Genomic DNA, 17735 nt, shown 5'->3' on the forward strand with positions numbered 1-17735 from the left:
ACGGTTGACGGTTGACGGTTGACGGTTGACGGTTGACGGTTGACAGTTGACGGTTGACGGTTGACGGTTGACGGTTCGACTCCGCTCACCGACCACGGGTGACCTAGGGGCGATCGCTTATGCATAGGCGATCTGCTTGCAGCAGCGCTTCGCTATCGCCATGAAGCTCGACAATTGGGAGCCGGGGGTTAGAAACCCCCGTCTAAAAGCTGAAGTCGGATTAATCCGACTGAGTGTTAAACATAACATTATAAATCCCATTAATAACCATTGCCTAGAGTACCCTATTTAACCTCATAGTCCACTTCTAGTGGACTTTCGCTATCAGACGGGTAATTTATTACCCGGCTGCTCAGTGCGATCGCTGTTTTGTTGACTGTTGACGGTATGGCTAACGCCACGCTATCGCTATCGACTCCCCTCACCGACCACGGGTGACCTAGGGGCGATCGCTTCTGCATAAATTTTCCCACAGCCAACGTTAATTTATTGTACGGAGCAGGTTGACCTAGGGCATGGATGTATCTAAAAGTTACCTATTAAATCACCATACCTAAATCTCCCCAAATTGCATAAAAAATCAACTTTTTCCCGTAGACATTGTAGATAACCAAAATCACCCTTCTTCAATATGGAAAACCAAACATCTCATTCTCAATCTAACGAAGCGGAAAACTGTGATAGCTCTACAACTACTGTCAGCACACCCCTTTGGAGTGTAACTCGTAGTACAGTAGATTGCTCTCCAGATGATGAACCCGAACAACCCGATGATAATTCTGATAATGATTCTGATGATGGTGATGATGGTGATGATGGTGATGATGGCGATGATGGTGATGATGGCTATGATGGCTAAACACAGGAGAGTAGAAGATTTAAAGCAATAAAATCGAGTATTTGCCACATCTAACGACAGAGATTCCAATAATTTCACCCGTGGAGAGTTATACCATGAGCTATATTCACAGAAAAGAAACTCCTTTCTTTGATGAAAAGTTTACTTTTATATACGGGTTGATCAAGTTTGAGATTTTAGAAGCCTGTTTTGACCAGTTAGTATTGTTAATACCATGGCTAAAATTCCCACACATCAACCCCCATCCCGACTTCACCACAGCAGTAAACATCGCCAAAAATCAATGTAAAACCTCTGGGATCAGATACGAAATCTATCCCTATAATGAGAAGTTAAGCAAGTTATCTGCCATTGAGTTTTTCCTGATATTTTTCTCGTTGGGACTTTTCATTAGCCTGGGTATTTCCATGGCAGTTTATCATGGGGTTGCCAATAGTTTTCAGTCCATTATTGCTGTTGGCTCCTTCGGTCTGGGTTGCCTGATCACATTTATTTTGTCTATGTGTTCGGCTATTATCTACTTTGCTTTCGACAAGTATCGATCCAAAATGAACTGTTACTTAATCACATCTAACCGCATCTATCATATATTTAGAAAAACGGATGTTTTGGATGTTCTCGGCAAAAAAATTATTACGCCTAAAACTGATCCTTTCTCAATCAGAGGTCTTTGGCATCCATCATCTCGTATTCCCGAATCATACAAATACTGCAACATTACAGCTGGGATAGTTAAATTTTACGTCGATGATCCTGATTATGTCACAGAGATTAAAACTAAAGAGTTCCGAGCCAGCAAAGACCGAAATGACAATCATCCCAGCCTGATCCAAAAATTTCCCAATGACTTTGGCAAGGAAACTGCACCTTTCTATATGTATCTAGTTGAACCCTACACTGAAGTTAGAGATAATCTGCGCACCTGGTCAGAGAACCTGAGGCATGGTAAGAACAAATGAGGTAGAAATAGGTAAAAATTTGTATTACCAAATCGCACCATACACACTCCTGGAATAAAATAACTAAGTATATCTATATTTACTTCAGGAGTTCCCAGTGTCAGATATCCATGAGGAGTTAAAGGAGATTTTTAGACAAGCATTACAGGCAAAATCTCCTCAAGAGCAAAGAAAGTTGCGACAAAAAGGTATGGACAAAATGCATACAGCTTGGGCTTCACCAAAGAACCCTTTTTGGAAAGGGCATCCGCCTCAATATACCAATGATTTATTATACATTGAAGCGGCTAATATAACTTGGGATTACATTGAGCGGAAAATCTATGGCAAAGTGCGGGGAGGGAAAGCCTATGATCCCGATGATGGGGGTGGTAGTCCCATCACTCTTTGGAATGACACTTGTAAAAAGAAGTATGTGGACAGACTAAAACAAGAGTCTAACCTAATGGATAATGCTCATCCTAATACTCCGTACGGGATTAAGGATATACAGCAGCCGGTTTCAGATACTCCCCGGTTAGAACTCGTCCGCCAAGAAATTGAAAATGACCCCACGGGAGAGTTAAGAGCTGCTTTTGTTCGCCAAACCCCACCACCACCAATTACGGCTCAGGAGGCTTTGTTAGTAATTTATGATCGGACTGCTTGTGGAGAAAAATGGAATTATGCAATTGTGGCTAAACACTTTAACATTCCAGAAGGTACTGTTCATGCTGCCTGGAAACGTACACTGAAACCACTGTTACTAAAAATGGCTGATCGCATCCGGGAAATGGAAGAATTTTAAAGCCATAGGCATCGACAAAAATTAACAAATTGTATCAACTTCAAACTAGGTGACAAAATCATGAACACTGAATTATTTGGTCAACTCATACCCATTCCAGAAAATATTCGTCAAGGAGCAGCAAAGCTCAAGGCAATTAATCCAGCCACTGAAAGCCGAGCTTTGGCGGTTTGGGTAGTCCAGAGGTATCTCCAACGCTTTGATTATGATTCAGATTTCCACTCTAGTAGTGCCTGGAATACTGTTTTACAAATTCTAACAGAGTTAGCAGACTTAGAGATTTTTGCACAAGAAAGGTCTTTAGGAATGGTTGAATGTATCCCTATAGCTACTGATGCTGACACATTAGAAATTTCTGAACAAGCAGTTACAGGAGAATACATAGCTTACATAGCTGTAGAAATTAATCCTGAACATACATGGGGTAACGTAGTCGGTTTTACCCCATCGCTGGAAACAAAATACCCAGAACTTAGCATTAGTCGTGATGATTTACTACCAGCACATCAGCTCGTAGATTTATTACAAAAGGCAGAAAATCTAACTGATGAATCCCTATCGGCTGAGTTACGAGAATATCTGGGAGAATTGTTTTTTAATGACCAACACCAGGCCATTGTTGCCCAACTAGAAAGAGCATTGCTATTAGAAACCTTAGAACCCCTACAAATTGAAACCGCCGCCCAGGAAATAGAAGCACTGATGGCGCAGTCTGTACCTGCTGAGAAGCAAGAATTGGTTTTAATCCGGGAAGATAGCGAAAATAGCGACAGGGGAAAACTGCGAGATATCCTCAAGCGGCTGTTCCAGTCTTTGGGAAAAGACCTGTAAAAGCAAGGAACCTCAGTGACAGACAGAACTCCCCGCTTTTAGGTGTGGGGAGTGTCAACCCTGAGAGCAAAAATTCTAAACACTTAACCAGGCCAAATATGAGAGTGTTAACACAATAACAACTAGTGCCACCCAAATAAACCGATTATCTTTTGTATTCACCTGGTTAAGGTCTATTATTTCCGGTTCAATAGCTACTTGACGAGTAGATTTAACAGGATTACCAGTAGCACGAATTTTCTGATCATTATCCGATAATTTACCTAAATCGGGTATTTCCGTCATCCACTCACTGGGGCGCTGGAGTTTTGGAGCTTTTAAAATATAAAGTAACCGCTTTGCCTGTTTGCTAGTTTCTGGGAAGGGGTGACGTTGGAGTTCTTGACAAAGATCAATGGCTTCTTGATTCCGTCCAGCTGCTTCATAAGCTGTGACCAGCCAAATTTCCACCTCACCCCCCAGGCGAGAATTGCGAGATAATAGGGCGCTGGCTTGTTGCAAATTTTCCACAGCTTCTCGATATTGCCCATTTTCAATGTTAATTTTTCCTGTCTGGTAAAGACTTCTGGCAATTTCTAAATTTTCTGTACTCACCTGTTATACACCAACAACTAGACATTGGTCAGTCTGGGTTAAATCTCAATAGCGATCGCACATGAGGGTTAATACTTGACGATACCCAGAATATCCACAAGGCGATCGCAGTTAATTATTTTGAGGTAAACTGGGAACCGAGAATCATAGTACCGATACCACCATCAGTAAAAACCTCTAGGAGTAGGGCGTGGGGAATGCGACCATCAATAATATGTGCTGCACTTACACCTTGAGCTAGCGATCGCACACAACAAGTTACTTTAGGAATCATACCACCACTAACTATACCATTAGCAATTAGCTCCCGCGCTTCGCGGATATCGACTTTAGGAATCAAAGTAGAGGGGTCTTTATAATCTTTAAGAATACCGGGGGTGTCAGTCAATAAAATTAACTTTTCCGCACCCAGTGCGGCTGCAATTTCCCCTGCTACGGTATCAGCATTAATATTATAAGCTTGTCCATTCTCGTCCGTAGCTACGCTAGACACTACCGGAATATAGCCATTACTAGAGAGAGTTTCCAAAACTTTAATATTTACACTACTGACTTCCCCCACAAAACCAATACCTTCTTGCTCCTGGGGTCGGGCTGTAATTAGGTTACCATCTTTACCACATAGTCCCACAGCCAAGCCCCCAGCCTGACTAATCAGCGAAACAATTTCCTTATTGACTCGACCCACTAAAACCATTTCCACCACATCCATGGTGGGAGCATCGGTGACGCGCAAACCATTTTTAAATTGTGCTTCAATGCCCAGTTTATTTAACCAACTATTAATTTCAGGACCGCCCCCATGTACCAAAATTGGACGCAAGCCAACGCAGGATAAAAAAACAATATCCCGTATAACCTTGTCCTTGAGGTTACTATCTTTCATGGCAGCACCGCCATATTTAACAACAACAGTGCGACCTACAAATTGTTGAATGTAAGGTAGTGCTTCGCTGAGTACACGTACGCGGGTAGCTTCTGTTTGCCTGATGTATTCCGAATCGTTTTCCATCACTAGGGGCTATGAGATTTTAAACTTATCTAGTCAGTTTAAAAGAATTTGTCACCTACAACAATATTTCAGATCAACCCCCTCCTATATTCATCGCTGCTAACATTGCTTGCTGACTGACCTGTTGATAAACAGTACCTAAACATCTGGTCACCACATCACCGGAGGTCAGACCAGCTAAACTTTCTTCTGTTTTCCCTAAAGGAATCGCCCCTAATACATCTAATACTGTCTCGCTACTAGAGGGGGTAATTACCACCAATGAAGAATCTAGTGGCTCATTGTATTGCCAGAATGAACTCAGGTTAACAGAATATTGGGGCTGTGTCTGTGGTGGTTGAATCTGGGGTGTTTTAGGTGCTGTAACTTCCACCTTAGCACGGCGTAATTGACGTAAATCACTGATAATTTCCTCTTTAGCGCGTCCCCGTAGTTGAAACAACACAAATGGGTCTTCACTAAAGCGATCGCCTAACTGATAGTATACAGCACCAATATGCTTACAGGGGTTTGCTTTATCAGGACAAGAGCATTTACTGTGCACATCAGAGAGGGTAAAAGGAAACAAAGACAAACCATTGGCTGTAAACACCTCCTCAATATTTTGCGGCATTTCCCCTGCTAACAACTTGGCTGCAAAAATTGCTCTTTGGGACATATTTTCAATCACATAACCCCACTCTTCCTCAGTAAAATGATCGAGAGACAAAGAAACCTTATAAGGTTCAGTTTCACTACCTTGGACTCTAGCTAGTACCTTTGCACCTTTAAACTCTATATTCAGAACATTTCCCTGGCGGGAATAATTTCTCGCCCGTTCCAAACGCTTTTTAAAGCGATAAGAATCCAGTAACTCTAGCCATTTTTGTGACCACCATTCACGGCTTGCCTGTAACGTTGCATGATTCATAATCTTTCTGTAAAATTAACTTATATATCTTCTTCAATTATGGCACTGCGATCGAGTATTAAGAGGTTACGTAATTGGTCTGTATCCATTTCCGTGAGCCACTCCTCACCCGCGCCAACTACCTGTTCAGCTAATTGTTTTTTACTTTCAATCATCTCGTGTATCTTTTCTTCCAATGTGCCAGTACATACGAATTTATGCACTTGCACATTACGAGTTTGACCAATGCGAAATACTCTATCAGTAGCTTGATTTTCAACCGCAGGATTCCACCATCTGTCAAAGTGAAATACATGATTAGCCCTGGTTAAGTTCAATCCTACACCACCGGCTTTTAAAGAAAGAATCATAATCGGCGGTCCTTGGGGGTCGTGTTGAAAACGGTCAATCATTTCTTCCCGTTGTGTTTTACTAGTACGACCATATAAAAATAATATTTCTTTACCCATTTTTTGCTGTAAATCAGCCTGTAATAATTTACCCCATTCAGCAAATTGGGTGAAAATTAAAGCCCTATCTCCCTCCTCCAAAGCCACGCTTAACATTTCTTCCAGTCGTAGTAGTTTGGCGGAACTATATTGTTCTAATGTCCCTAATTTTAAATATTGGGCTGGATGATTACAGATTTGTTTGAGTTTAATTATTAAGCCTAAAATCATCCCTCGCCGTTGCAAACCTGATGCAGATTCAATCTCTGTCAAAGATGCTTCTACTACTTCTTGATAAAGTGCCGCTTGTTGTGCAGTCAGACCACAAAAAACCGTCATTTCTTGCTTCTCTGGCAAATCTTGAATAATATCCCGGTCTGTTTTTAGACGGCGCAAAATAAACGGTTGCACTAAAGCCCGCAACTGATTTAAAGATGCCGTATCACCATACTTTTGAATTGGTATAGCAAACCGTCTCTGGAAAAATTGCCGATTTCCCAAATACCCAGGATTAAGAAAATCTAAAATCGACCACAGTTCTTGGAGTTTATTTTCTACTGGTGTACCGGTTAGGGCTATGCGAAATGTAGTTTTTAATTCCCTGACTGACTGGGATTGTTTAGCTTCCGGGTTTTTGACATTTTGAGCTTCATCTAATACAACTACTTGCCAATCAACACCTTGTAAAGTTTTAATATCCCGGTGAATCAGGGAGTAACTAGTAATAATGACATTGTGTTTTTTAACTGTTTCTACAAAAGCTTTACCCTTGAGACGTTTATCACCGTGGTGCTGCAGAACTTTCAGGTTAGGAGCAAATTTTTTAATTTCTCGCTCCCAGTTACCTAAAATAGAAGTTGGACACACCAGCAGGGTGGGATTTACTAGTGCGTCTTGTTCCTGGAGGTGCAGTAAAAAAGCAATTAACTGAATGGTTTTTCCCAGTCCCATATCATCTGCGAGACACGCACCCAAGCCCCAACGTTCTAAGAACCCTAGCCAAGCTGCACCCCTTTGTTGATAAGGTCGTAACTGTCCTTGAAAATTAGTAGGTGTTGCTAGAGGTGCGATGACCTGGTTATTGGTTAACGCTCCAATTAATTCTTGCAATGTTCCTGATGCTTCAAAGCTGACTACAGGTAACTTTTCAATGGACTGGGTATCTCCAGAACCCAGACGTAAAGCATCTTCTAAGGAAAGTGACATTTGATCTTTACGAGCGGCAAAAAATGCCTGTGCGGTTTTAATATCCTGGGGTCGCAACTCTACCCACTCGCCATTAATTTCTACCAGTGGACTATTTAAAGCTACAAGTTTATTAAAGTCTGTTTTAGAAATTGTCTGCCCGCCAATTGCCAATTGCCATTGGAAATTGAGTAGACTTTGTAAACCTAACCGTCCCTGCTGATTATTTGGGGTTTGAGCGGTGATTTTTAACCCCAAACGATTCGCCCAGCCTCCACCGTTTGCCAAACTAGGAGGCAAAATCACGCCTAAACCACTATCTTCAAACCGCCACGCCACTGACTTAATAAATTCGTATGCTTGCAATGGGTTAAGGTGACAAGATTGGGGATATTCTGTTTCTAAACTGGGTGCAATAACTGGATACAATCTTGAAGCTAACCCCAACCCGCGCAATAATGTTTCTTGGGGTTGATGAATGGTGCGGTTTTGATTAACTAATTGCTCCACGGGGTGATGCCAAATGGTTGCCGCATCAACTAAGAAATCAGGATCATCTGCTGCTTGTAGAAAATATGCCAATGTCCAATCAGTACCGCCAGATGCCGGGGGAAGCAGCTGGAAACAGCAGCGAAATAAGGCTGTTCCTGACAATTGGTAGTGTAATGGCATAGTCCAAGCTTTCAGCCCTGCTTCGAGTCTTTCTACTTCCAGCGCATCTGCATTAAAGGTGTCAGAGGTACTAGTTAAAGCTTGCAACCACTGTCGCACCGCTGAGGGTAGAGATGCCATTACTCTGGTTTCTAATAGAGGTTGAGCTGCTAATATCTCTCGCACTTGGGCATCTACTATACTGTTGAGAAAGCCCAGCAATAATTCCTGTGGTTGAGTGGGGAAGTCTAGGGCTAAGTATTTTTCTTCTAACTCAGGAGTTGTTTGATAAGTACGACAAGCCAATGGCATCTTGGCGGCAAATTTTTCTAAGCGTGTTCCGTCTATAGCGCTGTCTAAGAGGACTTGCCATTTAGCAACAATAGAACCATCAGACTGCCTTTGAATAGTGGGCAAAAACTTACACCGGGAAATTAAATCCAAACTCCAACGCGCAACCTGTGACCAGAAACGTAGGTCCCCAGCGAATAAACTATCCCCCTCGGTAGCAGCATTTAAGGGCACAGTGGCCAGAAATTTTATAGCTGCACTGGGGTGAAGACAAAAACCCTCGACTCGCCAGGGTTGGAGATATTCGGGTAAGTTAATTTCAGATGCCGAGGTACCAGAATGTAAAGGAGAAATAAATCCTATTTCTTGCTGATGCTTTTCTGGGATATGAGTTGGTAAGGCAATTATTTGAGAGTGGGTTGGTAGGCTCAGTGAAGTAGCAGTTGTACTTTTACGAGTTTGCCGACTGGTTGTCACTGCAACTTGGTTTTGCTGGACTAAATTGGAAATTGTGATGTTCTGAGAAACCAACCATTCACACAACTCTAATGGGTTGATAGCCAATGGATGTAGTGGTGGATTTGTGGACGCACTAAAATCGAGGTTTACCCGTGATGATCGCCAAGTTTCACCCCAAATAAATAAACAACTATTTTTATGGGTTACTAACCAACTACCGTGTAAAATTGTCATTATTAAAATAACCTAATCAATCTATAATTTTGCTGTTTTTAAAATAAACTTAATTTCTAAATCTGGCGCTATTTCTCATATTTTAACACGATGAGATTTATCAGCCCCTAAATTCTATTCATGGGGGCTAGCCCCAGGGAAATTTATTCGCCGTCAAGTTTTTTTATTTATTTACATACATATAATAGTAGTGTATTTATATGAAAAAATGTCGATACTTTATTTTTAGCCCTATTTGTCATGCTTTGATTGTCTTTTTTGTCCTCACCTAGTTGGCGGTTCCTATATATCTGGCGGTAGAGTTAAGCAGACAGCAGGCCCCACAGTAGCGGTACTCGGCTTGATGGGGCAGTGTTGAGGAGTTGATCTTATAGGAAATATTAGGCTGATAATGAAGTTGGGCTTTGGGCACACAGCATTGGTAATTATATCATGTTTAGCAGTCCAGGACTTATTTATCTTTGTGTGTACTAGAAGTCAGTCTGAGAGCATAAATGTTAGGATTGCCACAGAGAGAGAATAGAGAAAGAGAAGGAAAAAAAACTGAATGGCAGAAGTTGATAAGTCAATATCCTTCGATGGTAGGGATATTAGACTAAAAGTGGGCTTACTAGCTCCCCAGGCTGGTGGGTCAGTTCTCATAGAATCGGGGGACACATCTGTTTTAGTAACCGCTACGCGAGCAAAGGCTAGAGAAGGAATTGATTTTCTTCCCCTGACAGTAGATTACGAAGAACGACTGTATGCTGCAGGTAGGATTCCCGGAGGGATCATGCGGCGAGAGGGACGTCCACCGGAGAAAACAATTCTGACTAGCCGGTTAATAGACCGCCCCATGAGGCCTTTGTTTCCTTCATGGTTGCGGGATGACCTGCAAATTATTGCCTTTACCCTGTCCATGGATGAGTTGGTACCACCAGATGTCCTCGCAGTTACTGGGGCTTCCATTGCTACCCTGATCGCACAAATTCCCTTTAATGGGCCCATGGCGGCAGTACGGGTAGGCTTAGTGGGTGATGATTTCATTATTAACCCCACCTATGCAGAAATTCAAAGCGGAGACTTGGATCTGATAGTGGCTGGTTCACCCCACGGTGTGATCATGGTGGAGGCGGGAGCCAATCAATTGCCAGAGCAAGATATTATCGAAGCAATTGATTTTGGTTACGAAGCAGTTAGAGATTTAATCCAAGCCCAGGAAGATTTATTGGCGGAAATGGGTCTGCAAGTTGTGCAAGGAGAAGCACCAGAGGTAGACCTGACCCTGAATAATTTTATCCGCGATCGCGCCAGCGATGAGATTAAGAAAATCCTGTCTCAGTTTGAATACAGCAAAGCCCAACGGGATGAAGCGTTGGACGCTGTGAAGGAAAAAATTACTAGTGCGATCGACGAATTGCCAGAAGAAGACGAGGTTCGAGTTGCTGCGATCGCAAATGGTAAAGGAATAGGTAATCACTTCAAAGACATAACCAAGCACTTGATGCGTCGTCAAATCATTGAAGATAACGTCCGCGTTGACGGTCGCAAACTCGATGAAGTCCGTCCTGTTTCTTGTCAAGTTGATGTGTTACCCAAACGAGTCCATGGTAGTGGTTTATTTAACAGGGGATTAACCCAAGTATTATCCACTTGCACCCTTGGTACTCCTGGAGATGCTCAAAGTCTCAACGACGACTTGCAATCAGACCAATGTAAACGCTACCTGCATCATTACAACTTCCCGCCTTTCTCCGTGGGGGAAACTAAACCTATGCGTTTTCCAGGAAGGCGCGAAATTGGTCATGGTGCTTTAGCAGAGCGGGCGCTGATACCTGTGCTACCACCAAAAGAAAAATTCCCTTACGTGATTCGTGTCGTATCGGAAGTGCTTTCTTCTAACGGTTCTACTTCTATGGGTTCGGTATGTGGTTCCACTCTATCATTGATGGCTGCTGGTGTACCAATTATCAAACCCGTGAGCGGTGCTGCAATGGGTTTGATTAAAGAAGATGACCAGGTGCGAGTTCTCACTGATATTCAGGGCATTGAGGACTTTTTAGGCGATATGGACTTTAAGGTAGCCGGGACAGATACCGGTATTACCGCCTTGCAAATGGATATGAAAATCCCCGGTCTGTCATTGGAGATTATTGCCCAAGCCATCCACCAAGCTAAATCAGCCCGGTTGCATATTCTGGAGAAAATGCTCCAGACTATCCAAGAAGCACGTCCTGAAACCTCACCCTATGCCCCGCGTTTATTGACTATCAAGATTGATTCAGACATGATTGGTCTGGTGATTGGGCCTGGAGGGAAAACAATTAAGGCTATTACTGAAGACACTGGTGCTAAGATTGACATTGAAGACGATGGAACTGTCACCATTTCTGCTGTGGATGAAAGCCGCGCTAAGAAAGCCCGTAACATCATTCAAGGTATGACTCGTAAGTTAAATGAAGGTGATGTTTATGTAGGGCGTGTGACTCGGATTATCCCCATTGGTGCATTTGTAGAATTTCTGCCTGGAAAAGAAGGTATGATTCACATTTCTCAACTAGCTGACTATCGCGTTGGCAAAGTTGAAGATGAAGTGGCCGTTGGAGATGAAGTAATTGTCAAAGTGCGAGAAATTGACAATAAAGGACGGATTAATCTCACACGTTTAGGTATACACCCAGATCAAGCGACTGCGGCGCGAGAAGCTGCGGCTGTGAATCGCTAATATAGATTGGGGATTTTAGATTTTTATCTAAAATCCGCGATGCCTGGAGACTAGGCATCGCGGTTGGTTTGTGAAATTTAAATCATAAAAACTGATCACCGTTCATAAAATACTCAATAAATCTACTGTTTTACCTTTGTAGTCTTAGTCCAAAGTCCTAAAACTACAGGCACAAACGGCTGTGCCTCGATCCCATCCAGAAAGTTTGAGATTACTTGGATGTTGCTACTTGACGTAGGGGAAAGTTAAATATATCCAGAAAATCTTTGATTAAGGTTTTTCGTAAATTTTATGGATGCTTCCGAGTTATTAGCAACAATTACACAGCTCATTGAGCAGGCTGAACAAGGCGACATCGATCCTTGGGATGTTGAAGTAATTAAGGTGATTGACCGTTACCTAGAATTAATGGCACCGGAGGACACACCTAAAGGCTATGAGTCAGACTTGTCGCAATCGGGACAAGCTTTTTTGTCAGCATCGATGCTAGTCTTATTTAAGGCCAACACTTTGATGCAATTATCTTCAGTGGAAGAGGTCGAGGATGACATAGCAGATGATGCCATCTTATTCAGTGAAGGTGGGTTATTACATCATACTCATCGTCTGCAATTAGAGCGGCACTTGCGGCGCCGTCCCTCGGCAATGCCACCGCCAAAGCGTCGCGTGACTGTGCAAGAGTTAATCAAGCAATTGCAAATTATGGCGCACCAGCTAAAACTGGTTGAGAAATCTAGTAAGCGTGTTTCCCCCCACCGTCACCCCAGATACCAAAATATGCGGCATGCCCTAGAGTTAGCTCACCAGGAAAATTTGACTGAGGTAGCTGGAGAACTAGAGCAAGTGTTGCATTCTTCTAGAACAGAGCTATTATTAGGAGAAAATTGTTTGAGTCTAGAACAACTGGTAGATTTGTGGACTCAAACAAAGCAAGCACAGCAAAATACTTGTAGCCATGAGTCAGAAAACCGCCCCCTAGTTAGCGTTTTTTGGGCTTTACTACTGCTGTCGTCTCAATCTAAAGTCGAGTTATTACAAGACGAGTTTTACCAGGATATTCAAATTCGCCTACTGACAGATTGACCCAATTGACACTTCCCTTATGCTTGGTGACGGGGATTCTTGTTTGATCCGTCTCCCCTAGAGACTAAATGCAAGCACCCAGCCTGCGGGTGTGGATACCAGCACAAGCTTAGAGGATGTTTGATAAGTTTTCAACAGGTAATTTTTATCTTAGGGAACAGGGAACAGGGAACAGGGAATGAGGAAGGGGGAACACACCGAACACACCAAAACAATAAAACAATACAATCCAGTCCCATCTCCTTACAAGCTATCCATTACCCGGATCTTTCTTAACATTCGTGAGAGCGATCGCTCGCAAACCCCCAAACCTTAATCCTGCGTTGATGATTATCAATAAAATAAGGTTTTTATCAATAAGAATAAGGTACATTTTGTCAAGAGTAGGGAAATTTTCAAGCGTTGAAACCGTTGCCACATAAATGTTTCAAGATTGTTAAGAAAAATGTGCGTAATGAATAGCCTGACAAGGGGAGGGTTAGGGTGTGGTCAAACAATAGTTGATACACTAATCATTACTTGACAAACAAGCTCTAAAAAGCGATAAGATTAGTCTAGTTTGTAGGATTCTCTCAATTTAACTACAACTGCTGACCAATATTCAAGCTCACAGGTCAACTGTAAAATTTGAATCCATCATGTCTAACTTGCCGGCACTGAATACAGAAACTATCTGGGCTATTCTTGATGATAAAATTGGTGATGCCATAGTCAATCAATTAGTATGGCACTATTTAGGTTATCGCTATGACTCTTCAATTGCTAAATGGGATAACAGCGAAGTCACATCAGAATGGCGAGATGATTACCCAGAACCACCTAATTTCATTGATAGCCGCCCAGCAACAGTAAAATTAACTCGTGCCATTCCCAAAGACAATAAACAAATTTTGAAAGAAAAATTGGGTTTTAAAGGTTACAAAATTGGTGAATTTGGTCCCCGACAGACTCGCAGAGCAACCGCCGCGAATTGGTTATTAAGTTATTTGCAAGAAACTCAGGGTAGCATTGAGTAAATTTCTGATAACAATAAGAGGTTGCGTGGAAAGTATTAGACAGGTAATTTTTATCTTAGAGGATGTTTGGAAAGTGTTAAACAGGTAATTTTTATCTTAGGGAACAGGGAACAGGGAACAGGGAACAGGGAACACACCCAACACACCTAAACAATAAAATCCAGTCACCTTTCCCTGATAAAGGGAAAGGTGAGGGATGGGTCAAACAATAGTTGATACACTAATCATGACTTGACAAACATCCTCTCGCAGTCCCCATGTATAACTCTGGTTTGATAACCATCTTAGTTGTAGGTCAGGTATAGCTACGCCACGCAAGCTATGACTTTAATTCAACAGTTAACTCTCTACTTCTGTTTGTCGCCAGACAAGTAAAACCAAGGAATGTCAGGTACCCTGGAATACCCTGGCTTTGGGCGTGGGAAGTTTCAGAAAATTTAAATTAATCATTTTTTTTTAATTCTCTCAAAAAATAAAAATAAAAAAATGATTTAATTGTTAAATTGCAGTGAGATATAGTAAAAACTGTACTATTGTATAAGTGTATCTAATCAGAGGGAATTGCACTGGTTAATCTTACTTCATATATGTAAAATGTTGTGAATACCTATCAAGGTTGAGTGAAGAGTTTATTCATCATTGAGAAAGTATTCATATCAAGATTTGTTAATGAAATTAATAAATAATTTCATGGCGATCGCCATTGAATAGATTTTGTTTGCACCTTATAATCAGGGAGCCTGTTAATGAGGCTCCTTTTTTTTGGGAATTAGCAAGAAATCTCTATGAACCAGGGTGATGATACATAAATTCCCATAACCGTTCAACTACAAAATGGTGTTTATAACGAAAATGCGATCGCGCAATCAAGCTCATGGCTTAAAGTGATGAAAACACAACAATTGAGAACTAGTCCATTGATTTCGGTTTCTCAGATATATGTATAATTAATTGCATATATGATTTGAACCGAGTAAGCTTATGTCTAAACCACTGTGGTGTCAGAGAGAATTACCCCAGTTTCCAGAAAGCGGGTTTTTGAATTTTTGCCCATTTTTCAGCGTTTTCAATTCCCTATGCCTATTACCGTGTAATCACCGGACAGTGCAGTATTTTAAGCAAAGTGAGTCAATATCATGCTACTTAGTATGGCAATGGCTAGACGGCTGAAAATAATTGATCAACATCCTCTCAGGAGAATAGCAAAAATCACCAGTTTAGCTCTATGCACAATAAATTATTTAATACTAACATCAAGAACTCTCACGTATTATTAACGCCGAATGAAGTCAAAACAAAATTACCTTTAACTAAATTGGCTGAACAGAATGTTTGGCAATATAGACAGGAAATCAAAAATATCCTAGATTTTCAGGACAGCAGAAAATTCATTGTAGTTGGGCCATGCTCAATTCATGATCCAGAAGCAGCACTGGAATACGCCCAGAAATTGAAAGTTTTATCTGACAGAGTGAAGGATAAACTGCTACTCATTATGAGGGTGTACTTTGAAAAACCCCGCACTACCGTGGGATGGAAAGGATTGATTAATGATCCAGATATGGATGATTCTTTCCATGTAGAAAAAGGTTTATTAACTGCACGTAGCCTACTGCTAAAAATAGTAGAGTTGGGTTTACCAGCCGGTACAGAGGCACTAGATCCCATCATACCTCAATATATTAGTGAGTTGATCACATGGTCTGCCATTGGCGCACGAACTACTGAATCACAGACCCATCGTGAAATGGCTAGTGGACTTTCCATGCCTGTAGGGTTTAAAAATGGTACTGATGGTAATATTCAAGTCGCTTTAAATGCTTTACAGTCTGCTAAAAGTCCTCATAGTTTCTTAGGCATTAATCATAAAGGACAGGTTAGTGTATTTGAAACTAGAGGAAATCCCTATGGTCACGTTATTTTACGTGGTGGTAGTCAGCCTAACTTTGAAGCTGCAAATGTCAAACTGGTAGAAGAAAAATTAAAAGAGGCGGATTTATCACCAAGAATTGTCATCGACTGTAGCCATGGAAATACTAATAAAGATTACAAATTACAACCGAATGTATTAGAAGATGTGATTCAACAAATAGTTGATGGTAATACATCAATAGTAGGTGTAATGCTGGAATCAAACCTATATGAAGGTAATCAACCCATAACCGGTAAGCGAGAAGAGTTAAAGTATGGTGTTTCCGTAACCGATAAATGTATCAATTGGGATGAAACTGAAAAGATTATTTTGGCTGCTTACCAAAAACTGCATTAGTTGCTAGGGTAGGAGTTGACACAAGCAGTTGAAATATGGACATACCAGCCCATACAGCCAAAATACTGATTGCTGATTCATACCAACAATTTGGCGGCTGTGATATCATGGGAGATTGCTGCATACATTTAACATAACTAGAAACTGAATCTATCATGGCTCTGACGCAACAGCGCAAACAAGAAATCATGTCGAACTATCAAGTTCACGAAACCGATACTGGTTCTGCCGAAGTTCAAGTTGCCATGCTGACCGACCGCATTAGTCGCCTCAGCTTACATCTCCAGGCAAATAAAAAAGACCATTCCTCCCGTCGGGGATTATTGAAGATGATTGGTCAGCGCAAGCGTCTTCTCTCCTATATTCAACAAGGTAGTCGGGAAAAATATCAAGATTTAATTGCTCGTCTCGGTATTCGTGGGTAGGAATTATCGCTTATGTCTGCTGAAGAATCCGATCGCAGCCCCTTACCTTTTGAACCAAAAACCAAGCGCCAAAAACCCACCAAAGGCACCAGTAAACCACAAGCACAGGTAAAGACTGCAGAAAGACCCCCTAGCAATCAGCCACCTTTCACTAAAGAAGAAATGGCCATTCCCGAGGTTGTTAGCCAAAGGATGATCCGGCGTGTGGCGGGATTCTGTGGTATACCAACAGCTTTGGGCATTACAACCCTAGTAGTCAGTTATTTACTGGCTACGTATACAGAAATCCAACTGCCTCCCATTGCCGTGTTATTGGTGAATATGGGATTATTTGGCATTGGAGTTTTGGGGATTACTTATGGTGTTCTTTCCTCCTCTTGGGATGAAGAAAGACCTGGGAGCCTATGGGGTCTAGGCGAATTTAGTACCAATTGGGGTCGAATGGTGGAAGTGTGGCGCGAAACTCGGCAAAAAAACCTATGAGCCTTGGCGCTCAGGTATCAGACTAACTGCGGTATGGGCTAGATTGTGAAGTTAGGCCACTTTACCTAACTTCCAAATTCCTAAGTAAAACTTGGGGATATTTGATTAAACCTTATACTGGGCAGCATAAGTACTGAGCGCCTAATCTTTTAACGTCATCTGCCAATCTGTATATTTCCTTAGAAGGATGATACACAGATGATGAGTTTGGGAACTAAATATATTTGAACTTAATTTAAATTCAATATTTAAATTCAATAAAATAAACAATATAATGTGTCTCCTACTTGTTTGAGGTTAGCCAATAGCTAGTTATTTGCTAATAATAGATTACATATCCTCATAAATGCTCAGATAGTAGTATGGCTTATGTACCACTACGAGAAGCAGTTAAACAACTGGGACTGCACCCACACACTTTAAGGAAGTACGCAGACAATGGCAAGATTGAAAGCATCAAAAACGAAGCAGGACAAAGACTTTTTCACGTTGAATCCTACCTCCGTGGTGCAGCTAGAACTTCCATTGTTTGCTACTGCCGAGTTAGTTCAACCA

The 17735-nt window shown here is 41.6% G+C and carries 16 protein-coding genes; 11 read left to right on the forward strand and 5 right to left on the reverse strand.

The window, feature by feature from the left end; all coding sequences use genetic code 11:
- Window positions 1-284 precede the first annotated feature (284 nt).
- Complete coding sequence (locus NWP21_RS00770) at window positions 285-479, reverse strand: hypothetical protein (RefSeq protein WP_280791244.1); 195 nt, start codon at window positions 477-479, stop codon at window positions 285-287.
- Between the two features lie 152 nt (window positions 480-631).
- On the opposite strand from NWP21_RS00770, the gene NWP21_RS00775 reads away from it, so the two are divergent.
- The 4 genes from NWP21_RS00775 (at window position 632) to NWP21_RS00790 (ending at window position 3436) form a co-directional block, all read left to right on the forward strand.
- Window positions 632-859, forward strand: a complete 228-nt coding sequence (locus NWP21_RS00775) for a hypothetical protein (protein WP_280791245.1) — start codon at window positions 632-634, stop codon at window positions 857-859.
- 95 nt (window positions 860-954) lie between these two features.
- On the forward strand, window positions 955-1818 hold the full coding sequence (locus NWP21_RS00780) for a hypothetical protein (RefSeq protein ID WP_280791246.1): 864 nt from the start codon (window positions 955-957) through the stop codon (window positions 1816-1818).
- 97 nt (window positions 1819-1915) lie between these two features.
- The gene (locus tag NWP21_RS00785; protein WP_280791247.1) at window positions 1916-2605 is read left to right on the forward strand and encodes a hypothetical protein; all 690 of its coding nucleotides are present in this window, start codon (window positions 1916-1918) and stop codon (window positions 2603-2605) included.
- Window positions 2606-2665: 60 nt separating this feature from the next.
- Window positions 2666-3436, forward strand: a complete 771-nt coding sequence (locus NWP21_RS00790) for a DUF1822 family protein (RefSeq protein ID WP_280791248.1) — start codon at window positions 2666-2668, stop codon at window positions 3434-3436.
- Window positions 3437-3511: 75 nt separating this feature from the next.
- On the opposite strand, the gene NWP21_RS00795 is transcribed toward NWP21_RS00790, so the two are convergent.
- From NWP21_RS00795 to NWP21_RS00810, 4 genes are all read right to left on the reverse strand, one after another.
- On the reverse strand, window positions 3512-4030 hold the full coding sequence (locus NWP21_RS00795) for a tetratricopeptide repeat protein (RefSeq protein ID WP_280791249.1): 519 nt from the start codon (window positions 4028-4030) through the stop codon (window positions 3512-3514).
- 115 nt (window positions 4031-4145) lie between these two features.
- Window positions 4146-5045, reverse strand: a complete 900-nt coding sequence (argB, locus tag NWP21_RS00800; RefSeq protein WP_280791250.1) for an acetylglutamate kinase — start codon at window positions 5043-5045, stop codon at window positions 4146-4148.
- Between the two features lie 70 nt (window positions 5046-5115).
- Entirely contained in the window at window positions 5116-5952 is an 837-nt protein-coding gene (locus tag NWP21_RS00805) for an SWIM zinc finger family protein (protein WP_280791251.1), read from the reverse strand.
- A 20-nt stretch (window positions 5953-5972) separates the two neighbouring features.
- Window positions 5973-9200: a DEAD/DEAH box helicase gene (locus NWP21_RS00810; protein ID WP_280791252.1), complete on the reverse strand. Its 3228-nt coding sequence runs from the start codon at window positions 9198-9200 to the stop codon at window positions 5973-5975.
- Between the two features lie 547 nt (window positions 9201-9747).
- Here NWP21_RS00810 and NWP21_RS00815 point away from each other — a divergent pair.
- The 7 genes from NWP21_RS00815 to NWP21_RS00845 form a co-directional block, all read left to right on the forward strand.
- The gene (locus NWP21_RS00815; protein WP_280791253.1) at window positions 9748-11904 is read left to right on the forward strand and encodes a polyribonucleotide nucleotidyltransferase; all 2157 of its coding nucleotides are present in this window, start codon (window positions 9748-9750) and stop codon (window positions 11902-11904) included.
- Window positions 11905-12195: 291 nt separating this feature from the next.
- Window positions 12196-12987, forward strand: a complete 792-nt coding sequence (locus NWP21_RS00820; protein WP_280791254.1) for a ScpA family protein — start codon at window positions 12196-12198, stop codon at window positions 12985-12987.
- A gap of 638 nt (window positions 12988-13625) precedes the next feature.
- The gene (locus tag NWP21_RS00825; protein WP_280791255.1) at window positions 13626-14003 is read left to right on the forward strand and encodes a DUF1823 family protein; all 378 of its coding nucleotides are present in this window, start codon (window positions 13626-13628) and stop codon (window positions 14001-14003) included.
- Window positions 14004-15228: 1225 nt separating this feature from the next.
- Window positions 15229-16272, forward strand: coding sequence for a 3-deoxy-7-phosphoheptulonate synthase (locus NWP21_RS00830; RefSeq protein ID WP_271731646.1), 1044 nt, complete (start codon window positions 15229-15231; stop codon window positions 16270-16272).
- Window positions 16273-16427: 155 nt separating this feature from the next.
- Entirely contained in the window at window positions 16428-16697 is a 270-nt protein-coding gene (gene rpsO, locus NWP21_RS00835) for a 30S ribosomal protein S15 (RefSeq protein WP_280791256.1), read from the forward strand.
- Window positions 16698-16709: 12 nt separating this feature from the next.
- A complete protein-coding gene (locus NWP21_RS00840; protein ID WP_271731648.1) occupies window positions 16710-17180 on the forward strand; it encodes a PAM68 family protein in 471 nt (156 codons plus the stop codon).
- Between the two features lie 362 nt (window positions 17181-17542).
- A partial coding sequence (locus NWP21_RS00845; protein WP_280791257.1) for a MerR family DNA-binding transcriptional regulator occupies window positions 17543-17735 on the forward strand: 193 nt, incomplete at its 3' end.

The sequence above is a fragment of the Anabaenopsis sp. FSS-46 genome (assembly GCF_029891665.1).
GTDB classification, from domain to species: domain Bacteria; phylum Cyanobacteriota; class Cyanobacteriia; order Cyanobacteriales; family Nostocaceae; genus Anabaenopsis; species Anabaenopsis arnoldii.

Bases quoted from the DNA above. Each gene is read 5' to 3' on its own strand.
- NWP21_RS00825 (WP_280791255.1), top strand. From the start codon at position 13,626: ATGTCTAACTTGCCGGCACTGAATACAGAAACTATCTGGGCTATTCTT.
- NWP21_RS00815 (WP_280791253.1), top strand. From the start codon at position 9,748: ATGGCAGAAGTTGATAAGTCAATATCCTTCGATGGTAGGGATATTAGA.
- NWP21_RS00820 (WP_280791254.1), top strand. From the start codon at position 12,196: ATGGATGCTTCCGAGTTATTAGCAACAATTACACAGCTCATTGAGCAG.
- NWP21_RS00840 (WP_271731648.1), top strand. From the start codon at position 16,710: ATGTCTGCTGAAGAATCCGATCGCAGCCCCTTACCTTTTGAACCAAAA.
- rpsO (WP_280791256.1), top strand. From the start codon at position 16,428: ATGGCTCTGACGCAACAGCGCAAACAAGAAATCATGTCGAACTATCAA.
- NWP21_RS00810 (WP_280791252.1), bottom strand. From the start codon at position 9,200: ATGACAATTTTACACGGTAGTTGGTTAGTAACCCATAAAAATAGTTGT.
- NWP21_RS00775 (WP_280791245.1), top strand. From the start codon at position 632: ATGGAAAACCAAACATCTCATTCTCAATCTAACGAAGCGGAAAACTGT.
- NWP21_RS00805 (WP_280791251.1), bottom strand. From the start codon at position 5,952: ATGAATCATGCAACGTTACAGGCAAGCCGTGAATGGTGGTCACAAAAA.
- NWP21_RS00790 (WP_280791248.1), top strand. From the start codon at position 2,666: ATGAACACTGAATTATTTGGTCAACTCATACCCATTCCAGAAAATATT.
- NWP21_RS00780 (WP_280791246.1), top strand. From the start codon at position 955: ATGAGCTATATTCACAGAAAAGAAACTCCTTTCTTTGATGAAAAGTTT.
- NWP21_RS00830 (WP_271731646.1), top strand. From the start codon at position 15,229: ATGCACAATAAATTATTTAATACTAACATCAAGAACTCTCACGTATTA.